We start from the raw sequence: 16,026 nt of genomic DNA, 5'->3' as shown, positions 1-16,026 counted from the left end.
CCTCGCTCAGTCCTGCCTGTCGTGGCGCTTCCAGGGCGAGAACCAGCCCAACCCTTCCAGCGTGCCGGCGCGCGGCCGGTATTCGCAGCCGACGAAGCCCTCGTAGCCGAGCGAATCAAGCTGGGCGAACAGGCTCGCATAGTCGGGCTTGCTGCCGTCCGGCTCGTGCCGGCCTTCGGCATTGGCGATCTGCACATGGCCGACGATCGGGTAGAGCGCCTCGAGCTTGCTGCCGACCCCGCCATGAATCAGCTCGCAATGGTACATGTCGAACTGCAGCTTGACGTTCGGCCGGTTCGACTCGCGGACATAGGCGGCGGCACGGTCGAAATCGTTGAGGAAGTAGCCCGGCATGTCCTTGCCGTTGATCGGCTCGAGCATCAGGTCGAGCCCGTGCTCGCCGAGCGTGTCGGCGGCATAGGCGATCGATTCGCGATAGGCCTTCTGCGCCGCCGGGTCCTCGGGGTCGGCCATGCCGGCCATCATGTGCAGGCGCTTGACGCCAGTCTCGCGGACATAGGCCAGGGCGGTGTCGATGCCGGCGCGGAATTCGGCCTCGCGGCCGGGGATCGCGGCCATGCCGCGCTCGCCCGCCGCCCAGTCGCCGGGCGGCAGGTTGAACAGCGCCTGCTCCAGCGGCCCGCCGGCCAGCGCCAGCCCGACCTTCTCGGCCGCATGCTCGTAGGGGAAGAGGAACTCGACCGCGTCGAAGCCGGCATCGTGCGCCGCCTTGAACCGGTCGAGGAACTCCCACTCGTTGAACATCATCGAGAGATTGGCGGCGAAGCGAGGCATCGGTGAACCTGTCGGTGGCGAGGGAGACTTGCGGCGCGAGGTTACCCCGGCGCCCCGGACCCGTCATCGTCTAACGCGGGGGGAGGGGGCTGCGTTCCGGCTTCCGCGGGCCGGAGGCGCGGCGGCGCGTCAGGGCTTGGCTGGCTTGGCGGGCGGGTTCGGATCTGCCGAGAAGCCGCGGAACACCATGTCGGGCGAGGAGGTGTTGTGGCGGGAATGGGTGGTGCGGCCCATCCAGATATCGGTCGCCTTGCCGCCGGAGAACGGCATCAGCGCTTCCTCGCGCCAGCCCTTGGCGCCCGGCTCGCGCAGCGCGATGCGGGCGACGTCGTTGTTGAACTCGGTGACGTACATCGAGCGCAGCGCCGCGAAGGCCTTGCCGCCGGACACCGGCCGGTCGAGCACCGCGTCGAGCACCATGCGGTTCTCGTCGAGCGCGTCGAGCTTCAGCGTGCCGGAGGAGCCGTCCTTGAAGGCGAGGGTGAAGCTTACCGTCTTGGGATCGAAGCTGATCTCGCGGATGTTGACCACCGGCCGCGCGCCGTCCTGCTCGATCGGCCCGAACAGGAAGGAGGAGCCGTAGGCGGCGGCCGAGAGCTGCGGGGGGGGCAGCGGCCGGGCGCGCCAGTAGCCGTCCTGCGGATAGACCACCAGCACCTCGTAGGAGCCCTTGGGGCCGAGCTTCCAGAGCTGGACGAGGTGAAGCCCCTTCTCGACGCGGTCGCCGACGCGGAAGGTCGTCTCGGCCGGGCGCCAGAAGCTCTCGAAGGTGTAGCCGACGAGCCAGTACTCGATGCTCTCGTAGAAGGTGATGCGCTGCGGCGGCACCGGCGCCTTGAACACCGGATCGCCGGTCATGTCGCAATCGGCCCAGTCGGCGTCCCAGTTGTCGCGCTGCAGCCCGGCGATATAGGCCGGATGCGCCGCCTCGATGCGGAAGCGCCGGACCTCGGGCGAGGCCATCTTGATCGTGACGTTGTCCTTCTCGGCGCAGAGCACCGGCTCGGACTCGTTCCTGACCTCGACGGCGACACCGCCCGCGGCATGGGCGCCGGCGGCCAGCAGCAGCACGGCGAGCGACAGGGCGAGCGATCGGGCGAGGCTGAGCATGGCGATCCTGCTTTGCTTGACCGGGGAGCGTGATGGCGGGCGCCCGGCCTTCATAGCCAAGCGCGCGCAGCGGCGAAAGGCGCCCTCAGTCGCCGAGGACGGCATAGACGTCGCCGGAATTGGCCTCGTGCGGCAGGCGGCGCAGCCAGTCGCCCATCTCCTCGGAGGTGACGGTGGCGGGGAAAACCAGGCGCTGGCTCTCGCCGAGCGCGACGTTGAAGCGATAGGGGCCGAGCGCGTCGAGCAGGGCGAGGCAGGCCTCCGCCACGTCGCGCTGGATGGTGGTGAACTCGAAGGAGAGCGCCGGCGGGGCGCGGGTCAGCCCGGCGAGCACCTGCGCCTCGAAGCCCTCGACATCAATCTTGATGAAATCGGGCACGCCATGGCGCTCCATCAGCGCATCGAGCGTGGTGCAGGGCACGGCGATCTCGTGGTCCCAGTGCTGTCCGTCCCAGCCTTCCGCCCCACTGGCGGCGCTGACGAAGGCTCCGGAGATGGTCGACACCGTCGGGTTGGCGCTGTTGATGCGCAGCACGGCACTGCCCGGCCGGTCGCCGCAGGCGGCCTCGATCAAGGTGACCAGCGGGTCGCGGCCATGGATCAGGCGCAGCACCCGCGCCGGGCCGGGCTGTGGCTCCAGCGCGACGACGCGGGCGCCGAGGCGGCGGAAGGAGGAGGTGCGGTCGCCGACATGGGCGCCGATGTCGAAGGCAAGGCCGCCCGGCCCAAGGAGGCGGGCATGCAGCGCGTCCATGGCCTGCCGGCGCGCGGCGTCGCCATGATAGATTCGCAGCGAGCGGGAGAGCGCCCTGGCCGTGCCGAGGGGGTAGCCGATCGGCTTCATGCGCGCCCGTCGCTGCGCAGCGCGGCGATCTCGGTCGGGGCGGCGATGTCCTCGGGAATGGCGCAGAGGCCGCGGCGCGCCAGCCAGGCGCCAAGCGCGGGCGAGGCGGTCGCCATCGCGAAGGGGATGGCGAGCACATAGCCCGCAGTCAGCGGCAGCGACCAGAGCAGCAGCGTCGGCGAGAGCAGCGCGAGCGCGCCGAGCATGGCGAGGCCGAAGAGGAGATGCGGCCAGAGGCCGGCGAAGGCGGTGGCGAAGGAGAGCGCATGCGCGTCGCGCTCCTGCCCGTTCCAGCCGATGCGGACCTTGCCGGCGGCGAGGCCGAGCATGAACAGCGTGGTGCGGAAGCTCGATACCGCGCCCTGGAGGAAGGCGAAGACCATCTCGATCAGCGCCGAGGCGAGGAAGCGCGCGCTGCCGCCATAGCGGGCGGTGCCGCCACGCGTCAGCAGGATGTCGGCGATGCCGGCGAGCTTGGGCGAGAGATACATCGCCAGCACGGCGAGATAGAGCCCGGCCGCCAGCCCGGCCGGGTAGCCCGGCAGGCCGGCATCCTGCCAGGCCTTCACCGGCAGCAGCGCGATCATCAGCGTCCAGGCCGGCAGGCCGACGAACATCAGCACGGCCCAGGCGAGCTGGAAGCGGCTGGTCGGCTGCAGGCCGGGCAGGTCCATCAGCTTGAGATATTGCAGGTTGCCGAGGCACCAGCGCAGATCGCGCCGGGCGAAGTCGAGCATGGTCGGCGGGTTCTCCTCCCAGCTGCCCGTCTCGACCGGCAGCACGCGGACCTCGTAGCCGGCGCGGCGCATCAGCGTCGCCTCGACCTGGTCGTGGCTCATGACATGGCCGCCGAGCGGCGGGCGGCCGGGCAGGACCGGCAGGATGCAGTGATCGCGGAAGGGGGCGATGCGGACCATGGCGTTGTGGCCCCAGAACGGACCGCAATCGCCGTTCCACCAGGCCGAGCCGACGGTGTAGGGCCGCATGCCCTGGCGCATGCCGAACTGGAAGATCCGTGCGAAGGCGGAACGGCTCGGCATGCCGACGATCAGGCTCTGCAGGATGCCGAGCTTCGGCCAGGCCTGCATGGCCCGCGCCAGCCGCAGGATCGCCTCGCCCGACATCAGGCTGTCGGCGTCGAGCGGCAGCATCAGCTCGTAGCGATCGCCCCAGCGGGCGCAGAAATCGTGCAGGTTGCCGGCCTTGAAACCGGTGTTGTCGGCCCGCAGCCGATAGGTGACGCGCTCCGGCCCGATGCGCGCGGCGAAGGCGCGGGCGAGCTCGGCCTCGCGTGCCGCGACGGCCGGGTCGCTGGTGTCGGAGAGCAGGAAGAAGTCGAACCAGTGGCCCTCGCCGGTGGCGTCGAGGCTCTGCTGGACGATCTCGAGCCGCCGGATCGCGCGGGCGGGATCCTCGTTGCGCAGCGTCATCAGCACGGCAGTGCGGATGCCGAGCGGCACCGGGATCTCGCTTGCGCCGGCGAAGGGGGCGGCGCGTTCCAGCCCGTCGCGCGTGCCGTGAAGCAACCAGAGGCCGATCGCCGCGTTCCAGAAGCCGAGCACGCTCCAGGGCGCGCCGAGCACGAAGGCCACGAGGATCAGCATGTCGGCGACGGTCCAGCCGCCCGCGGCGAGCAGATGCGTCAGCCCGTAGAGCAGCGCGCCCAGCGTCGCGAGGTTGAGGCCCGCCACCAGGAGCCGCCGCCGTCGCAGCTCGGCGACCGGTTGCAGGCCTGCCGGTGTCAATCCGGCTCCCGCTTGCATCGTGCCCGGGAACGTGGTCCCAGCCGGGCGTGGCTCGATGGCTGTCTCGGTCATCGCAGGCTACCGTGGCTTGGCCGGAACTGTGGGGAGGACGAACGGTGATAAAGCTGGCGGGCAGACATGAGGCAATCCCCAAGACGTCTGCCGCGACGGCACTCTGGTATGTCGGCCCGGGTGAATGTGCGCTGAACACGCAGCCGCTGCCGCCGCTCGCCGCCGGCGACTGCCTGGTGCGGACGCTGTGGTCCGGGCTCAGCCGCGGCACCGAGCGGCTCGTTTTCGAGGGGCGCGTGCCGCCGGCCGAGCGGGAGCGGATGCGCGCCCCGTTCCAGCAGGGCGATTTCCCCTTCCCGGTGAAGTATGGCTATTGCGCCGTGGGCGTTGTCGAGGACGGTCCGGCGGACCTCGTCGGCCGCACCGTGTTCTGCCTGCACCCGCATCAGGACAGCTTCGTGGTGCCGGCCGCGCGGGTCGCGTGCGTGCCGGACGGTGTGCCGGCGCGGCGTGCCGTGCTGGCGGCCAATCTCGAGACCGCGCTGAACGCGCATTGGGATGCCGGCTCCGGCCCGGGCGACCGGATCGTGGTGGTCGGCGGCGGCGTGCTCGGCCTGCTGACCGCCTGGCTCGCCGCGCGGATGCCGGCAACGGAGGTGACGCTGGTCGACATCGACGCGTCCCGGGCCCCGCTCGCACATGCGCTCGGTTGCGGCTTCGCGCTGCCGCAGGACTGCCCGGGCGATGCCGACCTCGTCTTTCATGCCAGTGCTTCCGCGCCCGGCCTTGCCACCGCCATCGCCGCCGCTGGGGTTGAGGCGCGCATCGTCGAGCTCTCCTGGTATGGCGAGGGCGAGGTCGCGGCGCCGCTGGGCGGGGCCTTCCATTCGCGGCGGCTGCAGTTGCTCTCGTCGCAGGTCGGGCAGGTTTCGCCGTCACGCCGGCCGCGCGTCGATTATGCGCGACGCACGGCGCTCGCCCTGTCGCTGCTCGACGATGCGCGCCTCGATGCGCTGATCACCCAGGAGATCGCCTTCACGGATGCCGCGGAGCGCGTGCCGCAACTGCTGGCGGGCGGTGGCGGGCTGACGGCGGCGATCCGCTATGATGCCGCCCGCGAGGCGGCGGGCTGAGCCGCAGACCGGCGATTGCGCGCCCCCGCGACGGAAATCGACGCGCGGCAAGGGGTTGTTCAGGATCAAGATGGCTATCTGCGGCGTTTCCTGCCGTCGCCTGGCCGATAGCCCTGCGCAATCCGATCCCATTCCAGCGAAAGAGGCGCCTGCCATGTTCTCCGTCGAGGTCCGCGACCGCATCATGATCGCGCATTCGCTGCCCGATCCCTTCTTCGGCCCGGCGCAGGCGATGCACGGCGCGACCTTCGTGGTCGACGTCGCCTTCTTCCGCGAGCGGCTGACCGCGCAGAACGTCGTTGTCGATATCGGCGCGGCGCTGGAGACGCTGGCGGCGGTGCTGAAGCCGCTGCGCTACCGCAATCTCGACGAGGTTCCGGCCTTCGCCGGCCAGCTGACCACCACCGAGTTCCTCTGCCACCACATCTTCGAGGCGATGGCGGCGGCGGCACGCGACGGCACGCTTGGCGAGGACGGCAAGGGGCTCGCCCGCATCCGCGTGACGCTGCACGAAACCGACCTCGCCCGCGCCAGCTATGAGGGCGCGCTCGCGTGAGCGGGATCGTCTTTGCGATCCCCGGAGACCTGTCGCTGCCGACGGGCGGCTATGCCTATGACCGCCGGCTGCTGGCAGAATGGCGCGAGAGCGGTGTCGCGGCCGGCCATCTCGCCCTGCCGGGCGCCTTCCCCGATCCCTCGGCCGCGGAGCTCGCGGCGGCGGGCGACCTGCTCCTGGCCCAGGCGCGGGATGCGGTCCTGCTGGTCGACGGGCTGGCCTATGGCGCCTTTCCCGAAGCCTTGGCGCAGGCGATCGGCCCGCGCTGCGTCGCACTGGTGCATCACCCGCTCGGGCTGGAGACTGGTCTCTCTCCCGCCGCTGAGCGCCGGCTGATCGCGAGCGAGCGGGCGGCGCTGCGCCATGCCGCCGCCGTGGTCGCGACCAGCGAGACGACGCGCCGGCTGCTGGTCGCGGAATTCGCCGTGCCGGCACAGCGCATCATGGTGGCAGAACCCGGTGTCGATCCGGCAGAGCGCGCCTCGGGCTCGGCGCCGGGCGCGCAGCTGCATCTGCTGGCCGTCGGCGCAGTCGTGCCCCGCAAGGGATATGGCATGCTGATCGAGGCGCTGGCCGGGCTCGCCGCCCTGGACTGGCGGCTGACCATCATCGGCGCCGACGATCGCGACCCGGCGCTGACGCAGGCGTTGTACGCACAGATCGCGGCGGTGGGGCTGGGCGACCGCGTCACTATGGCCGGTGCCGTCGATGCGAGTACGCTCGAGGCGGCCTATGCGAGCGCGGACCTGTTCGTGATGCCCTCGCTGTTCGAAGGCTATGGCATGGTGCTGACCGAGGCGGTCGCGCGCGGCCTGCCGATCCTGTGCACCACGGGCGGCGCCGCCGCCGAGACCGCGCCGTCCAGCGTCGCGCTCAAGGTGCCGCCGGGCGATGTCGCCGCGCTGCGCGACGGGCTGGCGGCGCTGCTGACCGATCCCGCCGGGCGCCGTGCCCGGGCCGAGGCCGCCTGGGCGGCGGCACGCTCCTTGCCACGCTGGCGACAGACCGCTGCCATCGTGGCCGAAACCTGCGAGACATTACGCCGATGACCGGATTTTCCGCCGAATGGCTCGCTTTGCGCGAACCGGCCGACCATGCCGCCCGCAATCCCGCCGTGCTGGCGGCGGTGGGGGCGGCCTTCGCCGGCCGCAGCTCGCTCAGCATCGTCGATCTCGGCAGCGGCGCCGGCTCCAATCTGCGCGGCAGCTATGCGGCGCTGCCCGACCGGCAGCACTGGACGCTGGTCGACCGCGACAAGGCGCTGCTCGAGGCGGCGCTCGCGACGCTGGCGCAATGGGCCGACGACAGCCAACGCCTCGGCGAGGAGCTGGTGCTGCGCAAGGAGGGCAAGACGCTGACGGTCGATGTCCGCCAGGCCGATCTCGACAAGGATCTCGAATGGGTGCTGGGCTGGCGCCCCGACCTCGTCACCGCCGCTGCCCTGTTCGACCTGACCTCAGAGCGCTGGATCGCCCGCTTCGCCGCGGCCCTGGCGAGCCTGCGCCTGCCGCTCTACACGGTGCTGACCTTCGACGGCCGCGAGAGCTGGGAGACGCCGCACCCGGCCGACAAGCGCATGCTCGCCGCCTTCAACCACCACCAGCGCGGCGACAAGGGTTTTGGCCCGGCGGCGGGACCCGATGCCGTCGAGCTTCTGGCGCAGGCCTTCCGCAAGACCGGCTTCGCGGTGACGGCCGGCGAGAGCCTGTGGCGGATCGACGATAGCCGCCCGGAATTCCGCGCGGCGCTGGTCGCTGGCATCGCGGCCGCGGTGCGCGAGACCGGGCAGGTCGACGAGGCGACCATCGCCGCCTGGGCCGCGGCGCGGCAGGGCGCGACCGGCTTCGTCGGCCATCACGATCTCTGGGCGCGGCCGGTCTGACCGCGGGGCGATTGCCAAGGGCGCGGATTTCGGTCATGCCGCGCCTCGACCATGACCTCGCTTCCTCTGACCATCCGCCCCGAGCATCCGGGTGACGCCGCCGCGATCGAGCGCCTGCACGAGCGCGCCTTCGGGCCGGGGCGCTATGCGCGCACCGCCTTCCGGCTGCGCGAGGGCCAGCCGCCCGCACCCGCGCTCTCCTTCGCCAGCCATGTCGGGACCTTCCTGGTCGGCTCCGTGCGGGTGACGCCGGTGGCGGCGGGCGGCGGCCCGGCGCTCGTGCTCGGGCCGCTGACGGTCGATCCGGCCTTCGAGGGGCGCGGCATCGGGGCAGCGCTGATGAACACGGCGATCGAGGCGGCGCGCGCCGGCGGGCACGAACTGATCCTGCTGGTCGGCGATGAACCCTATTACGCCCGCTTCGGTTTCAAGCGCATTCCGCCCGGCCAGCTGGTGCTTCCCGGCCCGGCCGATCCGGCCCGCTTCCTCGCGCTGGAGCTGCGCGAGGGCGTGATGGCGGAGCGCCGGGGCGCCGTCGCGGCGCTCCGCTAAGCGCGTTCCGCTCAGCCGCCGCGCCGGACGCGGCGGCCGCTTTCGCCGAGCCAGCCGGCGACCAGCGCACCGAACAGGATGGCGAGCCCGATCAGTCCGACGAAGACCGGAGAGATCGAGACGCCGCGCACGATGCCGGAATCGCTGATGCGGATGCCGATCCAGTCGGTGCCGGCGAAGCGGCTGCCAGAGCGGATCGGCACGATGCGCGGGATGTCGACGGTCGAGCTGCCGTCGCGGCCGATGCGGCGCGACGAGCCGCCGGTTTCCTCGGCCAGGGCCGCCAGCCGCGTCGGGTCGCTGACCACCTCGATGTATTCGCGCGGATTCTCCGGCCCGATGCTGGCGAAGGCGACGAGGTTGTCGGCGTTGATGCGGTGGAGGCCGAATGCGCCGGTCTCGACGCGCGCCGTGAACAGGCCCGGCCGGCCGGCCTCGAAGGGCACCGAGCGCGTCGTGCCGTCGGGGGCGGTGACGGTCGCCGGCGCGGGGGCGTCGCCCAGCGTCTGGCGCTCGATCTCCAGCATCCGGCCGCGCGCGGCGGCGCGCAGCGCCTCCTCCTCCAGATCGGGCTCCTTCATCAGCCAGTGGCCGAGGCGGCGCAGCAGGTCGAGATAGGGCCCGCCATCGCGGAATCCGCGGGCCCAGAGCCAGGCATGGTCGGAAAGGAAGAGCGCGACGCGGCCCTTCTGCTCGCGGGCCAGCATCAGCAGCGGCCGGTCGTCGGGGCCGGTCATCACCTGCTGGCCGGCGCGAGCGCGCGCGCCGACGAGGCGCAGCCACTCGCCCCAGCGTGGCGGCTCGACCTCGGCGCCCGGCAGGTCGCGCGTCACCGGGTGGCGCCGGCCCAGTTCGCTGACGCGGGCGCGATAGGCCTCGTCGACGACGTTGCCGTCCGGCTGGGCCGGCATGATCTGGCCGAGCGAGGTGCGCGCCAGCGACTGGGCGCCGGCATATTCCGGGCCGGCGGCGACGAGCAGCGCGCCGCCTTCGCGGACATAGCGGACGATGTTGTCGAAATAGACCAGCGGCAGGATCGACTGGTTGGCGTAGCGGTCGAAGACGATCAGGTCGAAATCCTTGATCTTGACCTGGAACAGCTCGCGCGTCGGGAAGGCGATCAGCGAGAGCTCGTTGATCGGCGTGCCGTCCTGCTTCTCCGGCGGGCGCAGGATGGTGAAGTGGACGAGATCGACATTGGCGTCCGACTTCAGCAGGTTGCGCCAGGTGCGCTCGCCCGGATGCGGCTCGCCCGAGACCAGGAGCACGCGCAGCTTGTCCCTGACCCCCTCGATCGTGATGACCGCGCGGTTGTTGGCGAGGGTCAGCTCGTTCTCCAGCGGGGCGGCCTCGATCTCGATGACGTTCGGGCCGCCGCGGTCGATCCGCACCGGCAACTGCACGGTCTGGCCGGCGACGACGTCGCGCCGCGCGATGACCTCGCCGTCGCGGCGCACCGTCAGCGCGGCGCGGCCCGGCCCGCCCTTCTCCTCGACGCGCAGGCGGATGGTCTGCTCCTTGCCGACGATGCCGAAGCGCGGCGAATCCACCAGCACGATGCGGCGGTCGATCTCGGCCTCGCGGCCGGTGGTCAGCACCTGAAGCGGCGCGCGCAGGCCGAGCGCCTCGGCATTGGCCGGTGCGTCATGGGCGAGGCCGTCGCTGATCACGATGGCGCCCGCCACCCGCTCGGAGGGGACGTCGGCGAGGCCGGCGGAGAGCGCCTCGAACAGGCGGGTTCCGTCGCCGGCGCCCTGCTGGTCGGTGACCTCGATCACGCGGGTATCGACCGCGCCGATACCGCGCAGCTGGTTCTCGACCTGCTCGCGCGCGGCTTCCGTCTGCGTGGCGCGGTCGGCGAGGCGGTTCGAGCCCGAGCGGTCGACCACAACGGCGACCACGTCCTTGACCGGCTCGCGCTCCTCGAAGACCAGCGAGGGATCGGCCAGGGCAAGCGTCAGCACCGCGAGCGCTAGCGCACGCAGGATCGCGGCCCGGCCGGCGAGCACCAGCGCGACGCCGGCGGCCACCGCCGCGAGCAGGGCTAGCCCCGCCAGCAGCGCGACCGGGACGAGCGGGGCGAAGGTCAGGCTCCACATCAGATCGTCATCCTGTGAACGGCGTTCCCGCTGTCATGCCGGGACGGCCCGCAGGGCCGAGCCTGGAAACCATGACCACGCAGTCGCATGGCGAGGATGCTGCGCCGGCCGCATGGTTCTACCGTGCCGTCATGGGCTCGCGGTCGGGTCGCGCCGCTTGGCGTCGCTCCGCAATGATGGCGATGGAGCCTCCTCATTGGCCGAGCCTTTCGAGCAGGGCCGGAACATGGACCTGGTCCGCCTTGTAGTTACCGGTGAGGGCGTACATCACGAGGTTGACCCCGGCGCGCAGCGCCATTTCGCGCTGGCGCGGATCGCTGCCGGACATCGCCACCAGCGGTTCGCCGCGGCGGCCGACGGCCCAGGCCGAGGCGAGGTCGTTCGAGGTGATCACGATCGGCGAGACGCTGTCGCCGGCGCGGGCCGGGCGGCGGCCGTCCTCGCCCGCCGGCGGCAGCATCTCGACCCAGGTCGTGCCGCTGTCGTAGCGGCCGACGAAGCTGTCGAGGATGTAGAAGGTCTTGGTCAGCACATGGTCGCGCGGCACCGGCTCCAGCTCCGGCACGTCGAGCGTGCGCAGCATGCGGCGCAGCTGCTCGCCCTCGGGCGTGGTCGCGCCGCTTGGGCGGATGCTCATCGCGTCGCGCGTGTCGAAGATCACCAACCCGCCGCCCTTCATATAGGCGTCGAGCTTGCGCAGCGTCTCGGCCGAGGGCAGGGGGCGGCCGGCGACCACGGGCCAGTAGAGGATCGGGTAGAAGGCCAGTTCGTCGCGCGCGGCGTCGACGCCCATCGGCGCGCCCGGCACCAGCGCGGTGCGCGCGCCGAGCACGAGGTTGAGCCCGTCGAGCCCGGCCCGCGACATCTCGTCGACGGACGCGTCGCCGGTGACGACATAGGCCAGCCGCGTCGCGGAGCCGGCCGCGACCAGCTCGCGCGGGATCGGCGGGCGGGTGTCCTCGGGCGCGGCCGGAACCGGTTGCGCAAAGGCCTGTGGGATAGCGCCCGTCAGGGCGATGAGGCCGAGCGCCACCAGCAGGATCGCCGCCGACGCGGCCCGGCGCGGGCGCAGCCGGCCGAGGCGGCCGCCGAGCCAGAGCGTGGCCAGCGTATCGATCACCAGCAGCACGAGGGCGAGCACCAGCAGCAGCGGGCGCAGGTCCTTTGCCACCGGCTGGTCGACCGGCAGCAGCGGGGCGCCGAGCGCCGCGAGGTCGATGGCGACGGGCCTGTCGTCGGGGGCGAGGGCGTTCACGGCGAGCGATCCGTCGGTCGGGCCGTAGAGCCCGGGCGGGTGGGCGAGGGTGGCGCGGCCGGTATGGTCGCGTCGCACCGGCTGGGCGGTCGGCGGCGGGGCGCGGAACACGCCGTGGCCGTCGAGCACGCGGGCGGGCGAGAGCGTCTCGGCGCGGGCGTCGCCGTCCTGCGCCTCGGCCGCCTCGGTGCCCGAGAGCGCGACCACCCGGCGCAGCATCTCGACGAAGAGGCCGGAGAGCGGCAGGTTCGACCAGGTGGTGTCGGCGGTGACGTGGACCATGGCAAGCACGCCGTTGCCGCGCCGCTCGCCGGTGACGACGGGGGTGCCGTCCTCCAGCGCCGCCCAGGTCTTGCGGGCGAGATCGGGCTCCGGCTCGGCCAGGATCTGGCGGTTGACGCGGATGTCCTCGCCGATCTCCGCGCCGTGGAACGGGCTCTCGCGGCTGAAGGTGGCAAGCTTGCGCGGCTGCTCCCAGGAGAGGCCGCCGCCGAGCGTGCGGCCGCCGCGGCGCAGCCGGACCGGGGTCAGCTCGTCGGCCGCCGCGGCGAGGCGCGGACCGGCGAAGCGCAGCAGCACGCCGCCGCGCTCGATGAAGGCCTCGATGGTCTCGGCCGTCTCGCGGTCGAGCGCGCCGATATCGGCCAGCACCAGCACCGACAGGTTCTGCGCCAGCAATTCGCCGACCGGGTCGGTCGAGCCCGGGCGCGGCTCGCGAATCTCGGCGAAGGGCGCCAGGGCCCGCGACAGATAGTAGGTTGGCGAGAGCAGCGGCTGGGCGGTGTCGGCCGTGGCGCCGGAGACGATGCCGACGCGGCGGCGCTTGGCGCGGTCGTCGAGCAGGGCGACGGCGCCCGCACTGCGCTCGCCGGTGACGTCGAGGCGCGAGACGGCGTTGCGCACCTCGATCGGCAGGGTGAGGCGCGCGCTGGTCTCGGTCTCGCCGGGGGCGAAGGCGAAGGCGGCCTCGCCCAGCGGCAGGCCCTTGAGGTCGAGCGCGCGGACCTGGCCGTCCGTCACACCTGTGCCGGCCGGCCGCAAGACGCGCACGCTGAGCGCGCCGGCGAGGTTCTCCGGCGCGGCGAGCATCAGCTGGTCGGCGAGAGCGGTGTGGATGGCGAGGCGGCCGGCATCGGCCTCCTGCCGCAGGCGGGCGAGCAGATCGGCGTCGCCGCCGAAGCCCAGCCCGTCGGCGATCCAGACCGTCTCGGCCTGGGGCTGCGCCCGCCAGAAGGCCTCGAGCCGGGCGAGATGCGCGGCGCGGTCCGGCGCATGCGGCTGCAGGGCGAAGGCGCCCAGCCGCTCGAGCGCGGCGCGCGGCTGGGCGAGCGCGATCTCGGCCGGCGGCTCGACCAGGCCGACCAGCGCGACCGGCCGGCCCTCGCGCGCGGCGGCGGCGATGCGGCTCTCGGCGATGGCGATGCGCTGGGGCCAGTCGGTGGCGGCTCCGAAGCCGTTGTCGACGAGCAGCAGCAGCGGGCCGCGCAGCGCCGCGCCCTCGCGCGGGGCGTTGAGGACGGGGCCGGCGACGGCGAGGATCGCCAGGGCGGCGATCGCCATGCGCAGAGCCAGCAGCCACCAGGGCGTCTTCGACGGCGTTTCCCGCTTCGGGATCAGGTCGAGCATGATCTTCAGCGGCGGGAAGTCGATCCGCCGCGGCCGGGGCGGCGTGACGCGCAGGATCAGCCAGAGCGCCGGCAGCAAGGCCAGCGCGGCCAGGGCGAGCGGCGCGGAAAAGGCGAAGGGCAGGGCGCTCAGCATGATGCGGTCCCCGCTCCGGCGTCGTTCCGGCGCAGGCCGCAGCGGCGAGCCCGGACCGCATGACCGGGCGAGCGCGGCATGGCCGGGCCGGGCGCATCGTGCCCGGTCGTCGGAGCCGGGTTCCTCGCTCCGCGACGTTCCGGCATGACGCTGCTGCTATGGGACAACGCGACCATCATCCGTGCCCCCGTGCCGCGGTGATCAGGCTGGCGACGCGCAGAACGCCTTCGCTGGCCGGCCGGTCGGTCCGGTGCAGTGTCAGCGTCCAGCCGAGCTGGCGGCAGGCGGCGCGGATGGTCTCGCGATGGGCGGCGAGGCGGTTGCGGTAATCCTCGCCCCAGGCGGCGGCGTCGCCGACGCGCAGCGACACCCCGTCCTCGAGATCGAACAGCTCGGCCTGGCCGGAGAAGGGGAAGGTTTCCTCGATCGGATCGGCGATGAGCAGGACATGGCCGCGCGCGCCGGCGCTCGCCATGGCGGCGATGCGCCGGGCGAGCCCATCGGCAGGCGTCAACCCGTCGGTTATCAGGATCGCCTCGGCGAGGCGCGGCAGCGGCGCGGCGGGCGGCAGGTCGGCCTCGCCGCCGGCACGGTCCGCGGCGATCGCCTGGGCCAGGAGCTCGATGATCCGCCGGGAGGCGACCGGCCGCGTCAGGCCGAGATGCCCGACGCGCTCGCCGCCCTCGACCAGCGTCTCGGCGAGCGAGAGCCCTGCGACCAGCGCGCGGTCGATCTTGCTCGCCTGGGCCAGCGAGGAGGAAAAGCCCATCGAGGCGGAGCGGTCGATCCAGAGCCAGATCGCGTGCGAGGCCTCCCATTCGCGCTCGCGCACGAAGAGATGGCCGTCGCGGGCGGAGCGGCGCCAGTCGATCCGCGCGGCGGATTCGCCCGTGACCAGCGGCCGGTACTGCCAGAAGGTCTCGCCGGGTCCGGAGCGCCGGCGGCCATGGATGCCGTGCACGCTGGCCGAGACGCGCCGCGCCTCCAGCACCAGCCGGGGCAGGCGTGCCGCGAGATCGAGCGAGGATTCGACGACCGGCCGCGAGGGCAGGCGTTCGGCGGGGCCGAGGACGCGCGTTCGCAGCATCAGTGTGTCCTCATCCCGCGCGCCGCCTCATCCGAGCCGTTCCACCAGCCTGCCGATCACGCCCTCGATGGTCTCGCCATCGGCGCGGGCCGCGAAGGTCAGCGCGATACGATGCTTCAGCACCGGCTCGGCGAGGGCCGCGACGTCGTCGACCGAGGGGGCGAGCCTGCCCTGCACCAGCGCGCGGGCTCTCGCCGCCAGCGTCAGTGCCTGGCTGGCGCGCGGTCCGGGGCCCCAGGCGAGCTTGCCGGTGATCGCGGCGTCGCCGTCGCCGGGGCGCGCCGAGCGCACGAGGTCGAGGATCGCATCGACCACCGCCTCGCCGACCGGCAGCCGCCGCACCAGCCGCTGCGTCGACATCAGCGTCTCGGCGCTCATCGCCGCCGCGGGCTGGTGGTCGCCGGAGCCGGTGGTCTCGAGCAGGATGCGCCGCTCGGCCTCGCGGTCGGGATAGCCGACATCGATCTGGAGCAGGAAGCGGTCGAGCTGGGCCTCGGGCAGCGGATAGGTGCCCTCCTGCTCGATCGGGTTCTGGGTGGCGAGGACGTGGAAGGGCGCAGGCAGGTCGTGGCGCTCGCCGGCGACGGTGACGTGGTGCTCCTGCATCGCCTGCAGCAGCGCCGACTGGGTGCGCGGACTGGCGCGGTTGATCTCGTCCGCCATCAGCAACTGCGCGAAGACCGGGCCGCGGATGAAGCGGAAATGGCGCTTGCCGTCGGCGCTTTCGTCGAGCACCTCGGAGCCGAGAATGTCGGAGGGCATCAGATCGGGCGTGAACTGCACGCGCCGGGCCGAGAGGCCGAGCACCGTGCCCATCGCCTCGACGAGCTTTGTCTTGGCCAGGCCCGGCACGCCGACCAGCAGGCCGTGGCCGCCGGCGAGCAGCGTGATCAGCGAGAGGTCGACCACCTCCTGCTGGCCGAAGATCACCCGGCCGATCTCGGTGCGGGCCGCGCCGATGGCCGCGAGCGCCGCTTCCGCCGCCTCGACGACGCCGCTGTCGAGGTCGATCGGGGCGTCGGCATCCTTCTGGGCACGGGCTTGCGCCGCCATGGCGATCTCCTTCGGGGTCGCCTGCGCGAGGCGATGATGTCGGGTGTCCGACTGTGGCGTCCGGTATGCGCGCGCTCAAGAGGCAGGGGCAAGCGCTGCACAACACTCCGCTTCACGATTATGTAGAGTTCAAGGCGAGATC

13 protein-coding genes are annotated in these 16,026 nt (G+C 72.5%); 5 read left to right on the top strand and 8 right to left on the bottom strand.

The window, feature by feature from the left end; genetic code table 11:
• Positions 1-6: 6 nt before the first annotated feature.
• From otnI to mdoH, 4 genes are all read right to left on the bottom strand, one after another.
• Positions 7-795 carry a 2-oxo-tetronate isomerase gene (gene otnI / locus ABE438_RS02705; protein ID WP_346500933.1) on the bottom strand — a complete coding sequence of 263 codons (789 nt, stop codon included), beginning with the start codon at positions 793-795 and terminating at the stop codon, positions 7-9.
• 129 nt (positions 796-924) lie between these two features.
• The gene (locus ABE438_RS02700; protein WP_346500931.1) at positions 925-1,905 is read right to left on the bottom strand and encodes a hypothetical protein; all 981 of its coding nucleotides are present in this window, start codon (positions 1,903-1,905) and stop codon (positions 925-927) included.
• 85 nt (positions 1,906-1,990) lie between these two features.
• Entirely contained in the window at positions 1,991-2,749 is a 759-nt protein-coding gene (locus ABE438_RS02695; protein WP_346500930.1) for an FkbM family methyltransferase, read from the bottom strand.
• On the bottom strand, positions 2,746-4,494 hold the full coding sequence (gene mdoH / locus ABE438_RS02690) for a glucans biosynthesis glucosyltransferase MdoH (RefSeq protein WP_346500928.1): 1,749 nt from the start codon (positions 4,492-4,494) through the stop codon (positions 2,746-2,748). The genes ABE438_RS02695 and mdoH overlap by 4 nt, the downstream gene beginning before the upstream one ends.
• Positions 4,495-4,610: 116 nt before the next feature.
• Between mdoH and ABE438_RS02685 the strand changes: the two genes are divergently transcribed.
• From ABE438_RS02685 to ABE438_RS02665, 5 genes are all read left to right on the top strand, one after another.
• Positions 4,611-5,639, top strand: coding sequence for a zinc-dependent alcohol dehydrogenase (locus tag ABE438_RS02685; protein WP_346500926.1), 1,029 nt, complete (start codon positions 4,611-4,613; stop codon positions 5,637-5,639).
• 154 nt (positions 5,640-5,793) lie between these two features.
• A complete protein-coding gene (locus ABE438_RS02680) occupies positions 5,794-6,195 on the top strand; it encodes a 6-pyruvoyl trahydropterin synthase family protein (protein WP_346500924.1) in 402 nt (133 codons plus the stop codon).
• Positions 6,192-7,244: a glycosyltransferase family 4 protein gene (locus ABE438_RS02675; RefSeq protein ID WP_346500922.1), complete on the top strand. Its 1,053-nt coding sequence runs from the start codon at positions 6,192-6,194 to the stop codon at positions 7,242-7,244. The genes ABE438_RS02680 and ABE438_RS02675 overlap by 4 nt, the downstream gene beginning before the upstream one ends.
• A complete protein-coding gene (locus ABE438_RS02670) occupies positions 7,241-8,077 on the top strand; it encodes an SAM-dependent methyltransferase (protein WP_346500921.1) in 837 nt (278 codons plus the stop codon). The genes ABE438_RS02675 and ABE438_RS02670 overlap by 4 nt, the downstream gene beginning before the upstream one ends.
• A 51-nt stretch (positions 8,078-8,128) precedes the next feature.
• The gene (locus tag ABE438_RS02665; protein ID WP_346500920.1) at positions 8,129-8,629 is read left to right on the top strand and encodes a GNAT family N-acetyltransferase; all 501 of its coding nucleotides are present in this window, start codon (positions 8,129-8,131) and stop codon (positions 8,627-8,629) included.
• A gap of 11 nt (positions 8,630-8,640) precedes the next feature.
• Here ABE438_RS02665 and ABE438_RS02660 read toward each other — a convergent pair whose 3' ends face one another.
• The 4 genes from ABE438_RS02660 to ABE438_RS02645 form a co-directional block, all read right to left on the bottom strand.
• A complete protein-coding gene (locus ABE438_RS02660; RefSeq protein WP_346500918.1) occupies positions 8,641-10,728 on the bottom strand; it encodes a hypothetical protein in 2,088 nt (695 codons plus the stop codon).
• A gap of 193 nt (positions 10,729-10,921) precedes the next feature.
• Complete coding sequence (locus ABE438_RS02655) at positions 10,922-13,744, bottom strand: DUF4159 domain-containing protein (protein WP_346500917.1); 2,823 nt, start codon at positions 13,742-13,744, stop codon at positions 10,922-10,924.
• 175 nt (positions 13,745-13,919) lie between these two features.
• Positions 13,920-14,831, bottom strand: coding sequence for a DUF58 domain-containing protein (locus ABE438_RS02650; RefSeq protein WP_346500915.1), 912 nt, complete (start codon positions 14,829-14,831; stop codon positions 13,920-13,922).
• 27 nt (positions 14,832-14,858) lie between these two features.
• Positions 14,859-15,884, bottom strand: coding sequence for an AAA family ATPase (locus ABE438_RS02645; protein ID WP_346500913.1), 1,026 nt, complete (start codon positions 15,882-15,884; stop codon positions 14,859-14,861).
• Positions 15,885-16,026: the final 142 nt, after the last annotated feature.

Origin of the sequence: Allobosea sp. TWI1241 (assembly GCF_039673065.1) — a bacterium.
In the GTDB taxonomy this organism is placed as follows: Bacteria; Pseudomonadota; Alphaproteobacteria; order Rhizobiales; family Beijerinckiaceae; genus Allobosea.
This window is presented reverse-complemented; position numbering and strand designations above follow the sequence as displayed.

Coding starts and splice junctions, on each gene's coding strand:
- ABE438_RS02655 (WP_346500917.1), bottom strand. CDS start 13,744: ATGCTGAGCGCCCTGCCCTTCGCCTTTTCCGCGCCGCTCGCCCTGGCC.
- ABE438_RS02680 (WP_346500924.1), top strand. CDS start 5,794: ATGTTCTCCGTCGAGGTCCGCGACCGCATCATGATCGCGCATTCGCTG.
- ABE438_RS02670 (WP_346500921.1), top strand. CDS start 7,241: ATGACCGGATTTTCCGCCGAATGGCTCGCTTTGCGCGAACCGGCCGAC.
- ABE438_RS02700 (WP_346500931.1), bottom strand. CDS start 1,905: ATGCTCAGCCTCGCCCGATCGCTCGCCCTGTCGCTCGCCGTGCTGCTG.
- ABE438_RS02695 (WP_346500930.1), bottom strand. CDS start 2,749: ATGAAGCCGATCGGCTACCCCCTCGGCACGGCCAGGGCGCTCTCCCGC.
- ABE438_RS02650 (WP_346500915.1), bottom strand. CDS start 14,831: ATGCTGCGAACGCGCGTCCTCGGCCCCGCCGAACGCCTGCCCTCGCGG.
- otnI (WP_346500933.1), bottom strand. CDS start 795: ATGCCTCGCTTCGCCGCCAATCTCTCGATGATGTTCAACGAGTGGGAG.
- ABE438_RS02665 (WP_346500920.1), top strand. CDS start 8,129: ATGACCTCGCTTCCTCTGACCATCCGCCCCGAGCATCCGGGTGACGCC.
- ABE438_RS02645 (WP_346500913.1), bottom strand. CDS start 15,884: ATGGCGGCGCAAGCCCGTGCCCAGAAGGATGCCGACGCCCCGATCGAC.
- ABE438_RS02660 (WP_346500918.1), bottom strand. CDS start 10,728: ATGTGGAGCCTGACCTTCGCCCCGCTCGTCCCGGTCGCGCTGCTGGCG.